Raw genomic sequence first — 17394 nt, forward strand, 5'->3', positions numbered from 1 at the left:
CAGTCTGCCCTAGACGCGAGGTGGCTCGCCAGACGAGGCGGGGCTGTCGGGACCGGCGCCGGGCTTGTCCCCGGGCTCGTCCCCGCGCTCGTCCCCCGGCTCGTCCCCGCGCCGGTCCTCGAGCTCGTTCGCGAGCCGGGTGAGCAGGGCGTCGACGTCGGACATCCGGTAGCCGCGCAGCGCGAGCGGGAACCGCACGGTGCGCAGGTCCTGCGCCTCGAGGGGGCGGTCGTCGGGCAGCGCGAGGTCGGGGCGGTCGTCGTACGCGGGGGGCATGGAGCCGCCTCGCCCGGAGGCCACCATCGCGATGCCCCCCATGGCCAGGACGACGAGGACCGCGAAGAACCACATCATCACTCGGGCCGCTCCGGCTCGGGCGTGGGCCAGCGGTCCTCGCGCGCGGCCACCATCAGCGACACCGCCTCGTCGACGTCGTCGGTGAGCACCATCATGTCGAGATCGGCCTCGTTGACCTTGCCCTCGGCCAGCACCGTCTCGCGCAGCCAGCCGATGAGGCCCGACCAGTAGGAGGTGCCGAGGAGCACGATGGGGAACGACGTCACCTTGCGCGTCTGCACCAGGGTGAGCGCCTCGAAGAGCTCGTCGAGGGTGCCGACGCCGCCGGGCAGGACGATGAAGCCCTGGGAGTACTTGACGAACATCGTCTTGCGGGCGAAGAAGTAGCGGAAGTTGATGCCCTTGTCGACCCACTGGTTGAGGCCGGACTCGAAGGGCAGCTCGATGCCGAGGCCGACGCTGGCACCCCCGGCCTCGCAGGCGCCCTTGTTGGCGGCCTCCATCGCACCCGGGCCGCCGCCGGTGATGACCGCGAAGCCGGCCTCGACCAGCTTGCGGCCCACCTCCTCGCCGATCGCGTAGAACGCGTGGTCGACCGGGGTGCGGGCGGAGCCGAAGACCGCGATGGCGGGGCCGGTCTCCGCCAGGGCGCCGAAGCCCTCGACGAACTCGGCCTGGATCCTCAGCACGCGCCACGGGTCGGTGTGCACCCAGTCGGTCGGGCCGCGGGAGTCGAGCAGGCGCTGGTCGGTCGTGCTGCCCTCGTGGACCTGGCCGCGGCGCTCGATGACCGGCCCGGTCACCCGGTCGTGGCCCCTGCCGTCGGTACGTGCCTCGCTCATGCCAGCCACTCCTTGAGGATCCGCTCGCACCGCTCGATGTGCTCGACCGGCACGTGCTCGTCCTGCTTGTGGGCGAACATCGGGTCACCGGGGCCGAAGTTGACCGCCGGGATCCCGAGCCTGGTGAACTGCGCGACGTCGGTCCAGCCGAACTTCGGGGCCGGCTCACCGCCCACCGCATCGACGAACGCCTTGGCCGCGGGCCGGTCGAGACCGGGCATGGCGCCGGCAGCCATGTCGGTCACCGTGACCTCGTAGCCGTCGAAGAAGTCGCGCACGAAGGCCTCGGCGTCGGCCTCGCTGCGGTCGGGGGCGAAGCGGAAGTTGACCTCGACGACGCACTCGTCGGGGATCACGTTGCCGGCGACTCCGCCGCGGATGCCGGTGGCGTTGAGGCCTTCGTGATAGGTCAGGCCGTCGATCTCCGGCTGGCGGGCGACGTAGTCGTTGAGCCGGCTCAGCACGGGGCCGGCGAGGTGGATCGCATTGACGCCCTTCCAGCTCCGGGCGCTGTGCGAGCGCTCACCCGTGGTCCGTACGTCGACGCGCATGGTGCCCTGGCAGCCCGCCTCGATCGCCGCGTTGCTCGGCTCCATGAGGATCGCGAAGTCGGCCTCGAGCAGCTCGGGGTCGCTCTCGGTCAGCTTGCGCAGGCCGTTGTGGACCGAGTCGACCTCCTCGGCCTCGTAGAAGATGAAGGTCAGGTCGCGGTCGGGCTCGGTGAGGTCGGCGGCGAGCTTGAGCATCACCGCGTCGCCGCCCTTCATGTCGCAGGTGCCGAGACCGTGCAGGACCCCGTCCTCGAGCCGCGAGGGCAGGTTGTCGTTGAGCGGCACCGTGTCGAGGTGGCCCGCGATCACCACCCGCTCGCCACGACCGAGCTCGGTGCGCGCCACGACCGTGTGACCGCGACGGGTCACCGTGAGGTGCGGGAGCGCCGTCAGGGCCGCCTCGACGGCGTCGGCGATCTCCTGCTCCTGGTGGCTGACGGAGAAGATGTCGACGAGCTGCTGGGTCAGGGTGACGACGTCGGCGGACAGGTCGAGGTGGGCCATGCCCCGATTCAACCAGCCGAGCCGCGACGGCCGGCCCCGGCCGCGCGCAGCGCGCCGAGCAGGTCGCGCTCGAGGCTGCCGTAGCCGGTCCGGCTCCACGGCCCGAGGTCGAGGCGGAAGTAGTGCACGGTCCGGTCGCCCTCGATGAAGTCGAGGACGTCGTCGGGCTCGCGGCCGGCTCGTACGGCGTCGGCGCACGCCGCGCAGGCGGGCACGTCGACCGCGCGGTCGTCGTCGCGCTCCCCGCCCCGCCACGTGACCTCCCTCGTCGGCCCGTCGTGGAGCGGGTTGAACCAGCAGTGCACCGGCGCGCGCCACGCGCCGGGCGTGCCCTCCTGGGCGGCGGCCCGGGCGTCGTCGCCGCGCCGGGCCAGCACGAGTGCGCCGACCACGTCGGCGGGCGCCGCCTCCTGCGACAGGATCGAGCGGGCGGCGGCGTAGTGGTCGAGCGCCTGCTGCCAGGCCTCGAGCGCGGCCGCGCTGCCGCCCGGCTCACCGCTCCCGATCGCCTCGCCCAGCGCGAGCACCTCGGTGTCGGCCTGCTGGCGCAGCCGCTTGTCCTCGGCCGCGCGGATCGTGTGCAGCACGGTGCTCGGCAGGGTGAAGCCCGACGGGCGCAGGCGTCTGCGCCGGCGCCACACGACGAGGCCGGCCACGACCGCGGCGAGGGCGGCGACCACGCCGATCCCGCCGACCACCTCGGAGGCCTGGATGCCCTCGTCGGCGGTCCAGGAGTAGCGCTCGTCGCTCGGCACCTCCCACCAGATCGCCTCGGCGTTGCCGTCGTCGAGCAGCTCCTGCACGCGCACGACCTGGTCGGCGACGTCGTCGGGGTGCTCGTGGTTGGCGACGTTGGCGACCGACATGGTGTCGGGCTGGTCCCCGAACGACTGGACGCTCAGGTGGGGCTCGCTCCAGCGGTTCCAGCCGACGTACGTCGCGTCGCCGCCGGCGTCGTCGTGCAGCCAGGCGCTCAGGTTGGCGAAGCTGCCCTGGAAGCGCTCGTCGTCGCTGTCGACCTCGACGAGGACCACCTTGAGGTCGGCGCTCTGCGCCGAGGCGACCGCCTCCTCGATGGCGGCCTCGTCCGCCGCGGAGATGTCGTGGGTCCTCGCGAAGGAGGGGTCGATCCACACGCCGTCGGAGGCGAGCTGTTGCTCGATCTCGCTGATCGTGTCGTCGCTGATCTGCTCGGCGCTCATCTCAGGCAACCTTCCGTCGTCGGGTCCCGACCCACCAGCGCAGCATGAGGAAGGCCGGCAGCACGATCACGACACCGAACAGCGCCGCGAAGCCGATGCCTCCCCCGGGGCCGCCCCACTCGTCGACGTCGTCGGGCGGGGCCGGCTCGGTCGGGAGCGGGTCCGCCTCCCAGGTGGCCATCTCCTGCGCGAGCCGCACCAGTGCCGGGCCGGGCTGGCCCTGGGTGCGGGTCTCGACGAACTGCTCCTCGAGTCCGACCGCCCCGCTGACCGTGCTCCCGTTGTCCCAGAGCACGACGTAGTGGCCGGTCTCGCCGACGCCGGTCCACCACTGCGGACCCACTCCCGACGTCGTGTAGCCGACCTCGTTGGTGTCGGGGTAGGGCAGATAGGCGATCCGGGCCGGCACGTCGGATCCGGCCAGCGCCTCCTCCGCCCGGGCGACGTCCTCGGCCGGGAGGCGGTCGGCGAGCAACGGATCGACGACCACGTGGGTGTCCTGGTCGAGGAGCTCGCGGACCGTGTCGACCGGACCCGGTACGTCGTCCTGGTGGCCGAAGACGGCCGCCCGCGCCGCGACGTCGGAGGCCTCGCGGGACTCCTGCCAGGCCTGCGTCCCGAGGCCCAGGGCGGTGCCGGCGACGATGCCGACCACCGCGCCGATCGCCCAGCCGTAGCGCCTGATCACCGCTCCTCCGCCCGTTCGGCGAGCACGTCGCGCGCCAGGTCGTCGGTGATCGCACCGAACCCGGTGCGCGCCCAGACGTCGCCCCGCTCCCAGTAGGGGGCCGTGCCGCGCCGGTGCGGGAGGCGGAGGAAGCGCGGGGTCCCGTCGTGGAGGGCGGCCGTGCCGCACGCGACGCAGCACGGCACGTCGACCATGCCGTCGCCGAGGCGCCAGGACGCGGTCGTCGTGGCGTCGGGGTGGCGTGGGTCGAAGAAGCACGGCACCAGCGGCGTGCCGCTGCCGAGCCGGCCACGACCGAGGTCGTGCGTCCCCGTCCGAGCGATGACGCGCGCCCCGATGAGGTCGCCGACGTCGTCCGAGTCCAGCAGCCGCTCGACGGCGTCCCGGGCGGTGAGGGCCCGCGACGCCACGTCGCGGTCGCGGACGGAGTCCCAGTCGGTGCGCTCCAGCGCCCGGACGAGGGCATCGGCCAGCCGCGTGGCGCGCCCGCGCTCGTCCTCGAGGTCGGGCGGGGCCACCGGCGGGACGGCCGGGGTCGCGGGCTTCTCGGCGGGCCGGCGCGACGCACGGCGCGGCCAGCCCCGCAGCGACTGGCCGACGAGCAGCGCCACGACCAGGGCCGACAGGCCGCCGACGAGCGCGGAGAGGCCACGCGAAGCGGCCCGCACCTCTACGTAGCCCTCGGAGGTGGGCCGCCAGCTCGCAGTGGCGGCGACGCGCACGGCATGGCGGGCGAGGTCGTCGGTGTCGGACTCGTCGAGCGTCACCGGGTGGTCGCCGCCCGTCGACCCGCGCGCCATCTCGACCAGGTCCTCGGCGGCCCGCACCTGGGCCTCGGCCTCGGCGACCGCCGGGGGGTAGAGGTAGTCCTCGGTGCCGATCCGGTAGCGGCCCGCCTCCTGCATCGCCTCGTCGAGCGCGTCGGCGTTGCGGCCTGCGCCGATGCTCAGCCGGGCCGGGTCCGCGCCGAGGCCGAAGGAGAACTCCTGCTGGATGCTCTCCGTCGTCTGCAGCACGTAGAGGCCGTCACCGAGGCGCCGGTTGAGCAGGCCCGCCAGCGCCTCGGTCGCCTCGACGCTGTCGGCGCTCGGCACGCCGTCGGGGTGCTCGACCAGGGCGACGTAGACCGGGAACGGCGTCTCGCGCACCAGTGCCGCGATGCGGTCGTGTGACTCCTGCGCCGCCCCCGAGCCCATCACGCGGTCGACGACGACGCCGTCCTCGCGCAATGCTTCGGCGAGCGCGTCGATGTCGGACGCGCCGTCCATGTCCCCGTCCCCCCGTGTACGGCGTTCAGGCCCGGGCGACCTGCACGTCCACCTCAGCGGCGTCGACGTACGACACCGCGGTGGCCAGTGTCTCGTCCGCGATCAAGGCCTCGTGGGTCCGGGCCGCGGCCAGGGTGGCCTCGGGACCGGTGATCGTCAGGCTGATGCGGTCGCTCACCTGGAGCCCGGCGTCCTTGCGGGCCTGCTGCACCGCGCGGACCAGGTCGCGGGCGGCGCCCTCGGCCTCGAGCTCGGGCGTGACGGCGGTGTCGAGGACGACGAAGCCGCCGCGCGGCAGCATGCCGAGCGCCGAGTCCTCGTCCGACGACCCGGCCACGGTCTCGAGGGCGTACTCCCCCTCGACGAGCGCGAGCCCGCCTGCCGTGACGGTGCCGTCGTCGGCGACCGACCAGTCGCCCGACTTCGAGCCCTTGATCGCCAGCTGGACGTCCTTGCCGAGGCGCGGACCGGCCGCGCGGGCGTTGACCGTGAGCCGCTGCGAGACGCCGTACGACGCCGCCTCGGGCGCGTCGACCGCGAGCACCTCGACGGCCCTGAGGTTGAGCTCGTCGGCGACCAGCGACTCGAAGCCGGCGAGGTCGGCGTCGGTGACGACGGTCAGCTGCGAGAGCGGCAGGCGGTTGCGCAGGTTGGCGGCCTTGCGCAGCGCGGAGCCGGCCGAGCAGACGTCGCGGACGGTGTCCATGGAGGCGACCAGCGACTCGTCGGCCGGCAGGTCGTCGGCGGACGGCCAGTCGGTCAGGTGAACCGATCGCTCGCCGGTCAGGCCGCGCCAGACCTCCTCGGTGGTCAGCGGCATCAGCGGCGCCGTGGCACGGCAGACGACCTCGAGCACCGTGTGCAGGGTGTCGAAGGCGTCGGGGTCCTCGTCCCAGAAGCGCTCGCGCGAACGCCGGATGTACCAGTTGGTCAGCACGTCGAGGAAGCCGCGCGTGGAATCGCACGCCGCGGCCACCTCGTAGTTGTCGAGCTGGTCGGTCATCGCGGCGACGTAGTCGCGGAGCTTGGCCAGGATGTAGCGGTCCATCGGGTGCGCGCTGTCGGTACGACAGCTGGCGTCGTAGCCCTCGCCGCCCTTCGCCGCGTTGGCGTACAGGCTGAAGAAGGACCAGCTGTTCCACAACGGGATCAGCACCTGCCGCACCGAGTCGCGGATGCCCTGCTCGGTGACGACGAGGTTGCCGCCGCGCAGGATCGGGCTCGACATGAGGAACCAGCGCATCGCGTCGGCGCCGTCGCGGTCGAAGACCTCGCGGACGTCCGGGTAGTTGCGCAACGACTTCGACATCTTCTGGCCGTCGTTGCCGAGCACGATGCCGTGGCTCAGGCACGTCGAGAACGCCGGACGGTCGAAGATCGCGCCCGCCAGGACGTGCATCGTGTAGAACCAGCCGCGCGTCTGGCCGATGTACTCGACGATGAAGTCACCCGGGAAGTGGTTGTCGAACCAGTCCTTGTTCTCGAACGGGTAGTGCACCTGCGCGAAGCTCATCGAGCCGGAGTCGAACCAGACGTCGAGGACGTCGGTGACGCGTCGCATGGTCGACTTCCCGGTCGGGTCGTCGGGGTTCGGGCGCGTCAGCTCGTCGACGAACGGCCGGTGCAGGTCGGGGTTGCCGTCCTGGTCGCGCGGCAGTCGGCCGAAGTCGCGCTCGATCTCCTCGAAGGACCCGTAGACGTCGATGCGCGGGTAGTGCTCGTCGTCGGACTTCCACACCGGCACCGGGGAGCCCCAGAAGCGGTTGCGGGTGATCGACCAGTCGCGGGCGTTCTCCAGCCACTTGCCGAACTGGCCGTCCTTGATGTGCTCCGGCACCCAGCGGATGTCCTGGTTGAGCGCCATCAGGCGCTCCTTGACCTTGGTCACCTCGACGAACCATGACGAGACGCCCTTGTAGATCAGCGGCTGCCGGCAGCGCCAGCAGTGCGGGTAGGAGTGGTCGTAGGTCTCGCGGCGCACGAGGACGGTGCCCGGCGTGACGGAGCCGCCGGCCTCGCCCTTCGTCACGGCCTTGAGGTGGTCGATGATCTGGAGGTTGGCGTCGAAGACCTGCATGCCCTCGTAGTCGGTGACCGGGAACGTGAAGCGCCCGTCCTTGCCGACCGGCATGACGGCCTCGATGCCCTCGCGGTCGGTGACGACCTTGTCGTCCTCACCGAACGCGCCGGCGGTGTGCACCAGCCCGGTGCCGTCCGTGGTGGTCACGAACTCGGCGGGCACGAGCCGGAAGGCGCGCTCGTGGCCGGCGTAGTAGGAGAACGGCGGGGCGTACTCCAGGCCGACGAGGTCCGCACCCGTGCCGCGCCAGGTGACCTCCGGGTCCTCGCCGAGCTCGCGGGCGTACGACGCCAGGCGGGCCTCGGCGAGGAGGTAGCGCTCCGGGCTGCCCGTGGGGCCGTCGGAGGTGACGACGACGTAGTCGATGTCCTCACCGACCATGACCGCGAGGTTGGACGGCAGGGTCCAGGGGGTCGTCGTCCAGACGAGGACCTTCACGCCCTTCATCGGGCCGTCGGTCGTGACGTCGTAGCCGACGGTGACGGCCGGGTCCTGCCGCATCTGGTAGACGTCGTCGTCCATCCGCAGCTCGTGGTTGGACAGCGGCGTCTCGTCCTGCCAGCAGTAGGGCAGCACGCGGAAGCCCTCGTAGACCAGGCCCTTGTCGTGGAGCTGCTTGAAGGCCCAGATGACCGACTCCATGAACTCCGGGTTCATGGTGCGGTAGTCGTTGTCGAAGTCGACCCAGCGCGCCTGCCGGGTGACGTAGTCGCGCCACTCGCCGGTGTACTTCAGCACGCTCTGGCGGCACGCCTCGTTGAACTTCTCGATGCCCAGCTCGACGATCTCGTCGGTGGTCTTGATGCCGTTGAGGCGCATCGCCTCGAGCTCCGCGGGCAGGCCGTGGGTGTCCCAGCCGAAGCGGCGCTCGACCTTGTGCCCGCGCATCGTCTGGTAGCGCGGGATGAGGTCCTTGACGTAGCCGGTGAGCAGGTGACCGTAGTGCGGCAGGCCGTTGGCGAACGGGGGGCCGTCGTAGAAGACGAACTCGTTGCTGCCGTCGTCACCGGCGTCGCGCTGCTCGACGCTGGCGCGGAACGTGTCGTCGGACTCCCAGTACGCCAGCACCGCCTCCTCGATCTCGGGGAAGCGCGGGCTGCCGGCGACCGTGGTCGCTGCGGTGTGCGAGACCTTGGGGTAGGCCATCTGGGGTGCTCCTCGCGGGTACGTCGTACGTCTCGGGCTTGTCACCACGAGGACGATCTGCTGACCGCGGTACCACCTCGCTTGCCCGCCCCGGCTGGGACGGACCGCTTCGTTCGGCTGTGTCGGGCCGTACCCGTCGGGGTCTAGTGAGGCCGCGGCCGGATCGCCGTACCCGTTCTTCCCGAGGCTCGCCGCTGATGACGGCTCAAGCGCCTGCGGCGATCGTACGGCGCTCGCGCGCGGGCGCGCCAATCGGTTGTGCGGACCCTGCGCCGACTCCCGCGGCTGACCAAACCCGGCGCGCAGTAGTCCTGGCGCCCCGGCCGGGTAGTCCGCGGCCCCGGCGGGCGGGTGTCGCCCCGGCGGGGTAGTCCGCCGCCCCCGGCGGAATAGTCCGCCGCCCCCGGCGGGGTAGTCCAGTGCCCACCTGCTGTCGATTGGCGCCTCGGACAGCAGGTGGGCACTGGACTACCGCGGGGCGGCAGCACCTGGCCACTGGACTACCCCGAGGGGGAGCGTGCGTGCTGGCTGCGGGCGAGCTCGTACGACGTCACGCAGCCCGGCGGTAGCGCAGGTACCGCCGCTTCTCCGCCTCACCGAGCGCACGGCGCTGGGCCACGGTGGTGGTCGGCGTCCACCACGGCGGTGGCTCGATGGTCCACCCACGCGGCCCGGAATGGCCGCGGGCACGGCGGGCTGCGGAGAGGAGCCGGTCGACGAAGTCGTCGACGTCGTACCAGTCGCTCGCCACCATGGTCACGGCCTCCAGCCCCAGGTCACGGTAGGCCGCCTCGACCTTGATGTCGGCCGCAGCTCCAGCGAGGCTGAGGTGGGCGCTCCCGTTGTACTGCCCCACCAGGCCCAGGCCCGGCCCGATCAGGTCAGGCGTACCCACATGACGTCCGTCGAGGGTGAAGACCGGTCTGTTGCACCGCGGCCTGGCCAGGCCGGCACGCCTGGACCAGATCCCCCGCATGCGGGTCTCCTGCGGCGACCACGAGTTCTCCTCACCCTCGGCCAGTGCATCCCGCGCCTGCTGGATCCCGACCACCGGCCCCAGGGCGTCGACGTACGCCGCCACCTCGGAGAGGCTGACCGCGTCGGAGTAGCAGGCCATGTCGAGCGCGACCACGGCGTCGGCGAGAGTTGCGGCGTTGCGCATCTCGAACACCACCGACCGCAGCGCGTGCGTCACCGGCACTCCGTCCACCACTGCGATCTCGCGAGGGGCCAGGAACTCCTGGCTCACCGAGAACCCGGGCTGGGCGACCAGGTGCCGCCGAGCGACCAACGGGACATCGCGGTCCTCGACCCCGTCCACCGATCCGGCGAACCACGCACACCCCGTCCAGTGGAGGGCGGCCCACCCGGTGACCGCCTCGTCCTCCCTGAGCACCGCGCTCGCCTCGAGCGTGCGTTGCTCGGGGGTCGGCTCCACAGCGGCCGGGACGACCAGGCCGCGACTCGTCGTACGCCACCTCGGCCCCCGCGCCTGCCCCGGCGTCGGCCCGTCCAGGCCGCGGCGGTCCTGCCTGACGGGCCTGACCAGGCCCGGCCTGCGGTCGGAGAGGGGCGGGGGGACGAACACGACATCGATCGTCCCGGCTCATGCCGTCCCTGTAGCCGGTATCCACAGGCGGAACCGCGGCTCACCAGCGGACGCCGGGGCGTCCGCTGGCGCGAACGGCGACGCTGACCCACGGCCGCCGGGGTAGTCCAGTGTCGAACCGTCGCCGGCCCGGCCCTTCGGCAGCAGATATCCACCGGACTACCCGCAGGCGACAGCAGTTGGCCACTGGACTACCCCCGGGAACCCACCGCCGAGCGCGCCGGACCGCGCGGAGGACGCGACGGCCCTGCGGCGATCACCCCATGTCAGAGAAACTTGACATCAGCCGACCGTCAGGGCAACGTGATGTCAAAGAAGTCAGACATCACGTTCTCTGGAGGGCACCATGGACACCATCACCGACACCGGCCGGAGCACTGCCACCCGCTGGACGATCGCCGGGGTGGCCGGGCTGCTGGGAGCCTGCGCCGTGGGCGGTGTCGCCGCTGCCGTGCGCGACGACGCACCGGACTCCGTCACCTTCGCCGTCTTCGCGGTGATGACCCTGCCGTTCGTCGCCGCGCTCGTCGCGATCGCGCTCGATCGCACCGAGCACCCCGAGCGGGCCGAGGACTCCATCGAGTCCCAGTGGACGACGCGGGCCAGCAGCGGCGCCTTCTACGACACGATCATCGCGATGGGGCTGGCCACGTTCGCCACCTCGGTCCTCGACACCGCGTCGCTCCCCCTGTGGCTCTTCGTCCTGCTGGGCCTGGCCGACATGACGGTCCGGCTGGTGCTGCTCCAGCGCCGGGAGGGCTGATGGACAACCGGCTCCGGGTGCTGCGTGAGGGCGCGGGGCTCTCGCAGGCCGATTGCGCGCACGCGCTCGGCGTGTCACGCCAGACGGTCATCTCGATCGAGAAGGGCCACTTCGACCCCAGGCTGTCGCTGGCCTTCCGGATCAGCCGACTCTTCGCCGTGCCGGTCGACGAGGTCTTCGTCCCCGACGACGACCTCGTCGAACCGGCTGGCGGATAGCCGGCAACCCGGTTGCACGCGACCGGGCTGCCACGCTTGGCTGGCCGCATGGCGAACCCCGGGTACGACGGCATGTGGCTCCCCTCCGACCAGGACCCTCGGATGGCGGACCTCCAGCCCACGCGAGGCGAGCGCGAGTGCCTCGTCGGCTACCTCGAGCACTACCGGCAGACGCTCGCGCTGAAGTGCGACGACCTGACCGCGGAGCAGCTGGCGACGAGGGCCGTGCCGCCGTCCAACATCTCGCTGCTCGGGCTGGTCCGGCACATGGCGAGGGTCGAGCAGAGCTGGTTCCGCCGGGTGATCGAGGCGCGGATGGACATCCCGCGGCTGTTCCAGGACGAGGCCGAGGATGCTGGCTTCGGCTTCCCCGACGCCGACGACGACCTCGTGCGCGCCAGCCACGCGCTGTGGCAGTCGGAGATCGCGTACGCCCGCGAGGTCCTCGAACGCACCGAACTCGACGCGGTCGTGGACGTGCACGGCGACCCGGTCGAGGTGCGCGACATCGTGGTGCACATGATCGAGGAGTACGCCCGCCACTGCGGGCACGCCGACCTGGTGCGGGAGTGCCTCGACGGCCGCGCCGGCCAGTAGGCCGCCACCCGGTCGGGTGGAACGCGCTCCGTAGGCTGTGCGCGTGACTGCTGCTTCCGGCTACGGCCTGCTGACCCTGCACGGCGACACCGTCCTCGACGCCTGGTTCCCCTCCCCCGTCCTCGGTGCGACCGAGGGCGACGCCCCGTCGGAGCTGTCCGCGCTGGAGGGCGACGACGAGGTCCGCGGCGTACGACGCGAGGTGCGGCTGGTCGAGATCGCCGACCTCGACGACGCACCCGCGTCGACCGAGGACGTCTGGCTGCGGCTGCACCTGCTCTCCGCCCGCCTGGTCAGGCCCCACGGGCTGAACCTCGACGGGATCTTCGGCCTGCTCACCAACGTCGTGTGGACCTCCGCCGGCCCGTGCGCGGTCGAGGGCTTCGAGTCCACCCGCACCCGGATGCGCGCGAGCGGCCAGCACGTCACGGTCTTCGGCGTCGACAAGTTCCCGCGGATGGTCGACTACGTCGTGCCCAGCGGCGTACGCATCGGCGACGCCGACCGCGTCCGCCTCGGCGCCCACCTCGCCGAGGGCACCACGGTGATGCACGAGGGCTTCGTGAACTTCAACGCCGGCACGCTCGGCACCTCGATGGTCGAGGGTCGGATCTCCGGCGGCGTGGTCGTCGGCGACGGCTCCGACGTCGGCGGCGGCTCCTCGATCATGGGGACGCTGTCGGGCGGCGGCAAGGAGGTCATCTCCATCGGCGAGCGCTGCCTGCTCGGCGCCAACGCCGGCATCGGGATCTCGCTCGGCGACGACTGCGTCGTGGAGGCCGGCTGCTACGTCACGGCGGGCACCAAGGTGACCGTCAAGGACATGGACGGCAAGCCGGCCGTCGTGAAGGCCGCCACCCTCTCGGGCGTCGACAACGTCCTGTTCCGCCGCAACTCCGTGAGCGGCGCCATCGAGGCCGTGCCGTGGAAGGGCGAGGGCATCGCCCTCAACGCGGCACTGCACGCCAACTAGGACTCCCTCATGCCCTCCCTCCGCACGGCCGCCGTCGGCGCGGTGGTCGCGCTCGGCGCCGTGGCGACCGCCGTGGTCCTCGTGGACCGCGGTGCAGTGCCGCCTCTGCTCGACACCAGCGGGTGCACCGCCGAGGTCGACGGCCACACCGTCGAGGTGGACCTCGAGCAGGCCGAGAACGCCGCGCTGATCACCGCGATCTCCGTCGAGCGCGGCATGCCCGCGCGGGCAGCGAGCATCGCGCTCGCGACGGCCTACCAGGAGTCCAAGCTCTACAACATCGACTACGGCGACCGGGACTCCGTCGGGCTGTTCCAGCAACGGCCGTCGCAGGGCTGGGGCAGCGTCGAGCAGCTGACCGACCCCGTCTACGCCACCAACGCCTTCTACGACGCCCTGCAGCAGGTCGACGGCTACGACTCGATGGAGATCACCGTCGCCGCGCAGGAGGTGCAGCGCTCCGGATTCCCCGATGCCTACGCCGACCACGAGAAGGACGGCCGCGCCCTCGCCTCCGCACTGACCGGCAACTCCCGCGCCGCGCTGTGGTGCGACGTCCCGGGCGACGCCGACGAGGCCGGCGACGTGCTCGACGAGGCCGGGCTCGTCGCCCGCGCCGCCGTCGTACGCCGTGACCTCGAGGAGCGGTTCGGCGCGCTGTCCCTCGGCGGGTTCGAGCCCGGAGGCGTGTCGAGCGGCCACATGGAGGGCTCGGCCCACTACGAGGGCCGGGCGATCGACGTGTTCTTCCGACCGGTCAACGACGAGAACAAGAAGCGCGGCTGGGCGATGGCGTCCTACCTCGTCGCCAACGCCGACCGGCTCGACGTGAAGACGATCATCTTCGACGACCGCATCTGGCGCGCCGGGTCGTGGGCGGATGACGGCTGGCGCGACTACCGCGTGCCGTCGTCCTCAGGTGGCGACCGGGCGATCCTGGAGCACCGAGACCACGTCCACGTCGACGTCTTCGACTGACGCGGGTCGGCGTCCCTCGCGCCCGTCGAGTCCCCGCTCGAGCGGGGAGTCCGTCACTTCGAGGCCTCTACAACCCCCACCAGGTGTCGGACTTCCCCAACAGGTCGGGGATCAGCCGGCGAGGCGCGCGGCCGCGGCGGCGACCCGCTCGTCGGTGGCCGTGAAGGCGACGCGTACGTGCTCGCGCCCTGCCGCGCCGTAGAACTCCCCCGGCGCCACGAGGATGCCCTGCTCCGCGAGGTCGGCGACGGTCCGCCAGCAGTCCTGGCCCTTCGTCGCCCAGAGGTAGAGCGAGGCCTCGGAGTGGTCGATGCGGAAGCCGGCCGCCTCGAGGGCGTCCTTCAGCTGCGCCCGGCGAGCGGCGTACGTCGCGTGCTGCTCCTCCACGTGGGCGTCGTCGTCGAGGGCGGCGATCATCGCGCGCTGCTGGGGGCCGGGCATCTGGAGGCCGAGGTTCTTGCGGACGGCGAGCAGCTCGCCGACGAGGGCGGGGTCACCGGCCAGGAACGCGCAGCGGTAGCCGGCCAGGTTGGAGCGCTTGGACAGCGAGTGGACGGCGAGGATGCCGTCGAGGGAGCCGCCGTTGACCTGCGGGTCGAGGATCGACAGCGGCCGCTCGGCGGGGTCGTCGGACCATGCGCACTCGATGTAGCACTCGTCGGAGACCAGGACCGTGCCGCGCTCGCGGCACCAGTCGACGACCTTGCGGAGGTGCGCCAGCGGCAGCACCCGGCCGGTGGGGTTGGCCGGGCTGTTGAGCCACAGCAGGCGCGGGGTGCGCGGCCCGAAGGCGGTGAGCGAGTCGGTGGCCAGGCTGTCGGCGCCGGCCAGTGCCGCGCCGACCTCGTACGTCGGGTACGCCAGGGCCGGGTAGCCGACCAGGTCGCCCGGACCGATGCCCAGGTGGAGCGCCATCGACCCGATGAGCTCCTTGGAGCCGGTCACCGGCAGCACGCCGTCGAGCCCCAGGCCGGTCACGCCGTGGCGCCGGGACAGCCAGTCGATCGCCGCCTGGCGCGTCGCCTCCAGCCCGATCGTGGTCGGGTAGCCCGGGGAGTCGGCCGCCGCCCGCAGCGCGTCCTGGACGACGGCGGGCGTCGGGTCGACGGGCGTGCCGACCGAGAGGTCGCAGACCCCGTCGGGGTGTGCGCGCGCCGTCGCGGCGTACGTCGTGAGCTTGTCCCAGGGGAAGTCGGGGAGGCGCTGCGAAACCCTCCGGTGGTCTCGTGACGGTCGCTGCGCGACCTCCTCGACCAGCGGAAGGTCAGTCACTCGTCGTGCTCCTGCGGGGGCAGCGCGGCGACGAGCTCGTGGTCCTTGTCGATGACGCCCATCTTGGCGGCGCCACCGGGCGAGCCGAGGTCGTCGAAGAAGTGGACGTTGGCGTCGTAGTAGCCCTTCCACTCCTCCGGGGTGTCGTCCTCGTAGAAGATCGCCTCGACCGGGCAGACCGGCTCGCAGGCGCCGCAGTCGACGCACTCGTCGGGGTGGATGTAGAGCATTCGCTTGCCCTCGTAGATGCAGTCGACGGGACACTCGTCGACGCACGCGCGGTCCTTGAGGTCGACGCACGGCTGGGCGATGACGTAGGTCACCAGGTCCTCCTGAAGGCGGAAGGGATCGGGGGCTTGCAGTCCTCTCACTCTAGTATCCGGCGGGTGCCCGACACGCCAGAACCCCACCCCGGCGAGACGGACGAGGCGCGCGTGGGCCGACACCGCCTCGGCCCCCACGTCGTCGGCCAACGCGTCGTCGTACGCCACCTGCTGCCCGACGGGCGCGCGAACGACGTCCTGGGCACGTGTACGTCGTGGGGTGCGGACTCGCTGACCATCGACCGGGACGGCCACGGGCCGGTCGTCGTGGCGCTGGCCGACGTCGTGACCGGCAAGCCGGTGCCACCGCGCGCGTCCGTGCGCTCGCGCGTGTCACCGCGGGAGGCCGAGGGGCACGGGCTGGGCCTGTGGCCCGACATGGAACGGGTCGACCTCGGCGCGTGGGTCCTCCGGGCACGCCCTGCCGCTGGCGGCGACCGACCGCGCAAGCGCGCGAACTCCGCCCTGGCGATGGGCGACGCCGGCATCCCCCTCGTGCACGCCACCAACGACGTACGCCGCTTCTACGCAGACCGCGGGCAGGCGGCCCTGGTGCAGGTCGAGCTGCGCTCGAGCTACGCCCGCTGGTTCACCTCGCTGGGATGGCAGCCCGTCCCGGGTGGCGACGCGCACTTCCAGGTCGCCTCCGTCTCCCGGGCTCTGCGTGCCGCCGGGCGCGGGCTCGACGACGCCCGGATCACCGAGACCGGCTCGTCCTGCCTGGTCGAGGTCGGCGACGACGCGGTGGTCGCCCGCGGAGAGGCGCACATCGACGGCGACTGGGTGGGGTTGCACACCCTCGAGGTCGACCCGGCCCGGCGGCGCGAGGGCCTCGGCACGGCGGTCGTCGCCGACCTCCTCGACTGGGCCGCCTCGCTCGGCGCGACCACGGCGTGGCTGCACGTCGAGGTCGACAACACGGCCGGCCTGGCGACGTACGACCGGCTCGGCTTCGTCACCCACCACACCAACCGCTACCTCGTGGCCCCGTAGCGCTCCTCGCGTCTCCCGTCCTCACCTGCGGTCCTGTTGGATGGCGGCGTGAGCACCGCGCAGCGCACCGCACCCACCGCCACCGGGGCCGACCGTGGTCGCCAGGTGGTCGTGACCCTGGCCGAGATCTTCTGCATCGTCGGCACGCTCGTCGGGGTCGGCGTCATCGGCACCCGCGTCGAGGAGTCCTCCGGCGGCGCGCTCGCCGCCGACGCGACCCTGCTGGCCCCGCTGGGCCCGGCCTTCTCGATCTGGTCGGTGGTCTACGCGGGGCTGGCCGCCTACACCGTGTGGCAGTGGCTGCCGGGCGCGACGACCGACCCGCGCGCCCGGCGGACCGGCTGGCTCGCCGCAGCGTCGATGGTGCTCAACGCGGGCTGGCTGCTCGTCACCCAGCAGGGGTGGCTGTGGGCCAGCGTCGTGGTGATCCTCGCGCTGGTGGTCGTGCTGGGGGTGCTCGTGCAGCGACTTGCCGACCTCGGCCCAGCACCCTCGCTCGTGCAGCGCGTCGTGGTCGACGGCACCTTCGGGCTCTACCTGGGCTGGGTCGCGGTCGCCACCTGCGCCAACATCACCGCCACCCTCGTCGCCGACGGCGTCGAGACGTCCACGCTCGTGGGCGAGCTCGTCGCCGCGCTGGTGATCGCCGTCGTGGTCGTCGTCGCGGCGGTGGTCGTGGCGCGTACGGGACCTCGATGGAGCTTCGCCGCGGCTGCCGCCTGGGGACTGGCCTGGATCGCCGTCGGCCGGCTCACCGACGAGCCCGCCTCCACACTGGTCGGCGTCGTCTCGGCGGTCGCCGCTGTCGCGGTCCTCGGGATCACGGCCCGCGCCGCTCTCCGTGACGGTCGAGTGCTGGGCCACGCGGCGACCACGACCACGTAGGCACTCGACCCGCCGCGGATAACCGGTCGCGCAGCGTCACCCGGGCCGTCTAGGCTCGTCCCCGACGACCGCGGGGCCTGACGAACCCCCTGCGCAGCAGAGCAGCGGCCGTCCGCGCGTCCGGCGTCACCGACGAGAGGCCGGCACCCTCCGGGGCCGCCGGCGAAGGTGTGGTGGCACCGCGATCTTGCCCCCGCCCACACCT

The 17394-nt window shown here is 72.4% G+C and carries 17 protein-coding genes; 7 read left to right on the forward strand and 10 right to left on the reverse strand.

Features of this window, described 5'->3' with window-relative positions; translation table 11 throughout:
- Positions 1–9 precede the first annotated feature (9 nt).
- The 8 genes from ACNKF0_RS16810 to ACNKF0_RS16845 all read right to left on the reverse strand — a co-directional run bounded on the left by ACNKF0_RS16810 (position 10) and on the right by ACNKF0_RS16845 (position 10166).
- On the reverse strand, positions 10–354 hold the full coding sequence (locus ACNKF0_RS16810; protein WP_416953964.1) for a DivIVA domain-containing protein: 345 nt from the start codon (positions 352–354) through the stop codon (positions 10–12).
- Positions 354–1139: a TIGR00730 family Rossman fold protein gene (locus tag ACNKF0_RS16815; protein WP_416953966.1), complete on the reverse strand. Its 786-nt coding sequence runs from the start codon at positions 1137–1139 to the stop codon at positions 354–356. The genes ACNKF0_RS16810 and ACNKF0_RS16815 overlap by 1 nt, the downstream gene beginning before the upstream one ends.
- On the reverse strand, positions 1136–2194 hold the full coding sequence (gene dapE, locus ACNKF0_RS16820) for a succinyl-diaminopimelate desuccinylase (RefSeq protein WP_416953968.1): 1059 nt from the start codon (positions 2192–2194) through the stop codon (positions 1136–1138). The genes ACNKF0_RS16815 and dapE overlap by 4 nt, the downstream gene beginning before the upstream one ends.
- Before the next feature lie 8 nt (positions 2195–2202).
- Complete coding sequence (locus ACNKF0_RS16825) at positions 2203–3396, reverse strand: hypothetical protein (protein ID WP_416953970.1); 1194 nt, start codon at positions 3394–3396, stop codon at positions 2203–2205.
- 1 nt (position 3397) lies between these two features.
- A complete protein-coding gene (locus tag ACNKF0_RS16830) occupies positions 3398–4084 on the reverse strand; it encodes a hypothetical protein (RefSeq protein ID WP_416953972.1) in 687 nt (228 codons plus the stop codon).
- Positions 4081–5352, reverse strand: coding sequence for a hypothetical protein (locus ACNKF0_RS16835; RefSeq protein ID WP_416953974.1), 1272 nt, complete (start codon positions 5350–5352; stop codon positions 4081–4083). Before ACNKF0_RS16835 ends, ACNKF0_RS16830 begins: the two co-directional genes overlap by 4 nt.
- Positions 5353–5377: 25 nt before the next feature.
- Positions 5378–8578: an isoleucine--tRNA ligase gene (gene ileS, locus ACNKF0_RS16840; RefSeq protein WP_416953976.1), complete on the reverse strand. Its 3201-nt coding sequence runs from the start codon at positions 8576–8578 to the stop codon at positions 5378–5380.
- A 550-nt stretch (positions 8579–9128) separates the two neighbouring features.
- A complete protein-coding gene (locus tag ACNKF0_RS16845) occupies positions 9129–10166 on the reverse strand; it encodes a hypothetical protein (protein ID WP_416953978.1) in 1038 nt (345 codons plus the stop codon).
- 367 nt (positions 10167–10533) lie between these two features.
- On the opposite strand from ACNKF0_RS16845, the gene ACNKF0_RS16850 reads away from it, so the two are divergent.
- The 5 genes from ACNKF0_RS16850 to ACNKF0_RS16870 are packed head-to-tail and all read left to right on the forward strand — an operon-like array spanning position 10534 to position 13716.
- Complete coding sequence (locus ACNKF0_RS16850) at positions 10534–10950, forward strand: hypothetical protein (RefSeq protein ID WP_416953980.1); 417 nt, start codon at positions 10534–10536, stop codon at positions 10948–10950.
- Positions 10950–11168 carry a helix-turn-helix transcriptional regulator gene (locus ACNKF0_RS16855; protein WP_416953982.1) on the forward strand — a complete coding sequence of 73 codons (219 nt, stop codon included), beginning with the start codon at positions 10950–10952 and terminating at the stop codon, positions 11166–11168. The genes ACNKF0_RS16850 and ACNKF0_RS16855 overlap by 1 nt, the downstream gene beginning before the upstream one ends.
- Positions 11169–11216: 48 nt before the next feature.
- Positions 11217–11765: a DinB family protein gene (locus ACNKF0_RS16860; RefSeq protein ID WP_416953984.1), complete on the forward strand. Its 549-nt coding sequence runs from the start codon at positions 11217–11219 to the stop codon at positions 11763–11765.
- Between the two features lie 43 nt (positions 11766–11808).
- Positions 11809–12738, forward strand: a complete 930-nt coding sequence (dapD, locus tag ACNKF0_RS16865) for a 2,3,4,5-tetrahydropyridine-2,6-dicarboxylate N-succinyltransferase (RefSeq protein WP_416953986.1) — start codon at positions 11809–11811, stop codon at positions 12736–12738.
- A 9-nt stretch (positions 12739–12747) separates the two neighbouring features.
- Positions 12748–13716, forward strand: a complete 969-nt coding sequence (locus tag ACNKF0_RS16870; protein ID WP_416953988.1) for a hypothetical protein — start codon at positions 12748–12750, stop codon at positions 13714–13716.
- 111 nt (positions 13717–13827) lie between these two features.
- On the opposite strand, the gene dapC is transcribed toward ACNKF0_RS16870, so the two are convergent.
- Positions 13828–14988 carry a succinyldiaminopimelate transaminase gene (gene dapC / locus ACNKF0_RS16875; RefSeq protein ID WP_416953990.1) on the reverse strand — a complete coding sequence of 387 codons (1161 nt, stop codon included), beginning with the start codon at positions 14986–14988 and terminating at the stop codon, positions 13828–13830.
- On the reverse strand, positions 14985–15311 hold the full coding sequence (fdxA, locus tag ACNKF0_RS16880; protein WP_056604759.1) for a ferredoxin: 327 nt from the start codon (positions 15309–15311) through the stop codon (positions 14985–14987). Before fdxA ends, dapC begins: the two co-directional genes overlap by 4 nt.
- Before the next feature lie 63 nt (positions 15312–15374).
- On the opposite strand from fdxA, the gene ACNKF0_RS16885 reads away from it, so the two are divergent.
- On the forward strand, positions 15375–16304 hold the full coding sequence (locus tag ACNKF0_RS16885) for a GNAT family N-acetyltransferase (RefSeq protein WP_416953992.1): 930 nt from the start codon (positions 15375–15377) through the stop codon (positions 16302–16304).
- A gap of 48 nt (positions 16305–16352) precedes the next feature.
- Positions 16353–17189: a hypothetical protein gene (locus ACNKF0_RS16890; RefSeq protein WP_416953994.1), complete on the forward strand. Its 837-nt coding sequence runs from the start codon at positions 16353–16355 to the stop codon at positions 17187–17189.
- Positions 17190–17394 lie beyond the last annotated feature (205 nt).

This window comes from Nocardioides sp. T5 (assembly GCF_048161455.1).
Lineage (GTDB): Bacteria > Actinomycetota > Actinomycetes > Propionibacteriales > Nocardioidaceae > Nocardioides.

Excerpts from the sequence above, each read along its gene's own strand:
- ACNKF0_RS16810 (WP_416953964.1), bottom strand. The coding sequence starts at position 354 with ATGATGTGGTTCTTCGCGGTCCTCGTCGTCCTGGCCATGGGGGGCATC.
- ACNKF0_RS16815 (WP_416953966.1), bottom strand. The coding sequence starts at position 1,139 with ATGAGCGAGGCACGTACCGACGGCAGGGGCCACGACCGGGTGACCGGG.
- dapE (WP_416953968.1), bottom strand. The coding sequence starts at position 2,194 with ATGGCCCACCTCGACCTGTCCGCCGACGTCGTCACCCTGACCCAGCAG.
- ACNKF0_RS16825 (WP_416953970.1), bottom strand. The coding sequence starts at position 3,396 with ATGAGCGCCGAGCAGATCAGCGACGACACGATCAGCGAGATCGAGCAA.
- ACNKF0_RS16835 (WP_416953974.1), bottom strand. The coding sequence starts at position 5,352 with ATGGACGGCGCGTCCGACATCGACGCGCTCGCCGAAGCATTGCGCGAG.
- ileS (WP_416953976.1), bottom strand. The coding sequence starts at position 8,578 with ATGGCCTACCCCAAGGTCTCGCACACCGCAGCGACCACGGTCGCCGGC.
- ACNKF0_RS16850 (WP_416953980.1), top strand. The coding sequence starts at position 10,534 with ATGGACACCATCACCGACACCGGCCGGAGCACTGCCACCCGCTGGACG.
- ACNKF0_RS16855 (WP_416953982.1), top strand. The coding sequence starts at position 10,950 with ATGGACAACCGGCTCCGGGTGCTGCGTGAGGGCGCGGGGCTCTCGCAG.
- ACNKF0_RS16860 (WP_416953984.1), top strand. The coding sequence starts at position 11,217 with ATGGCGAACCCCGGGTACGACGGCATGTGGCTCCCCTCCGACCAGGAC.
- ACNKF0_RS16870 (WP_416953988.1), top strand. The coding sequence starts at position 12,748 with ATGCCCTCCCTCCGCACGGCCGCCGTCGGCGCGGTGGTCGCGCTCGGC.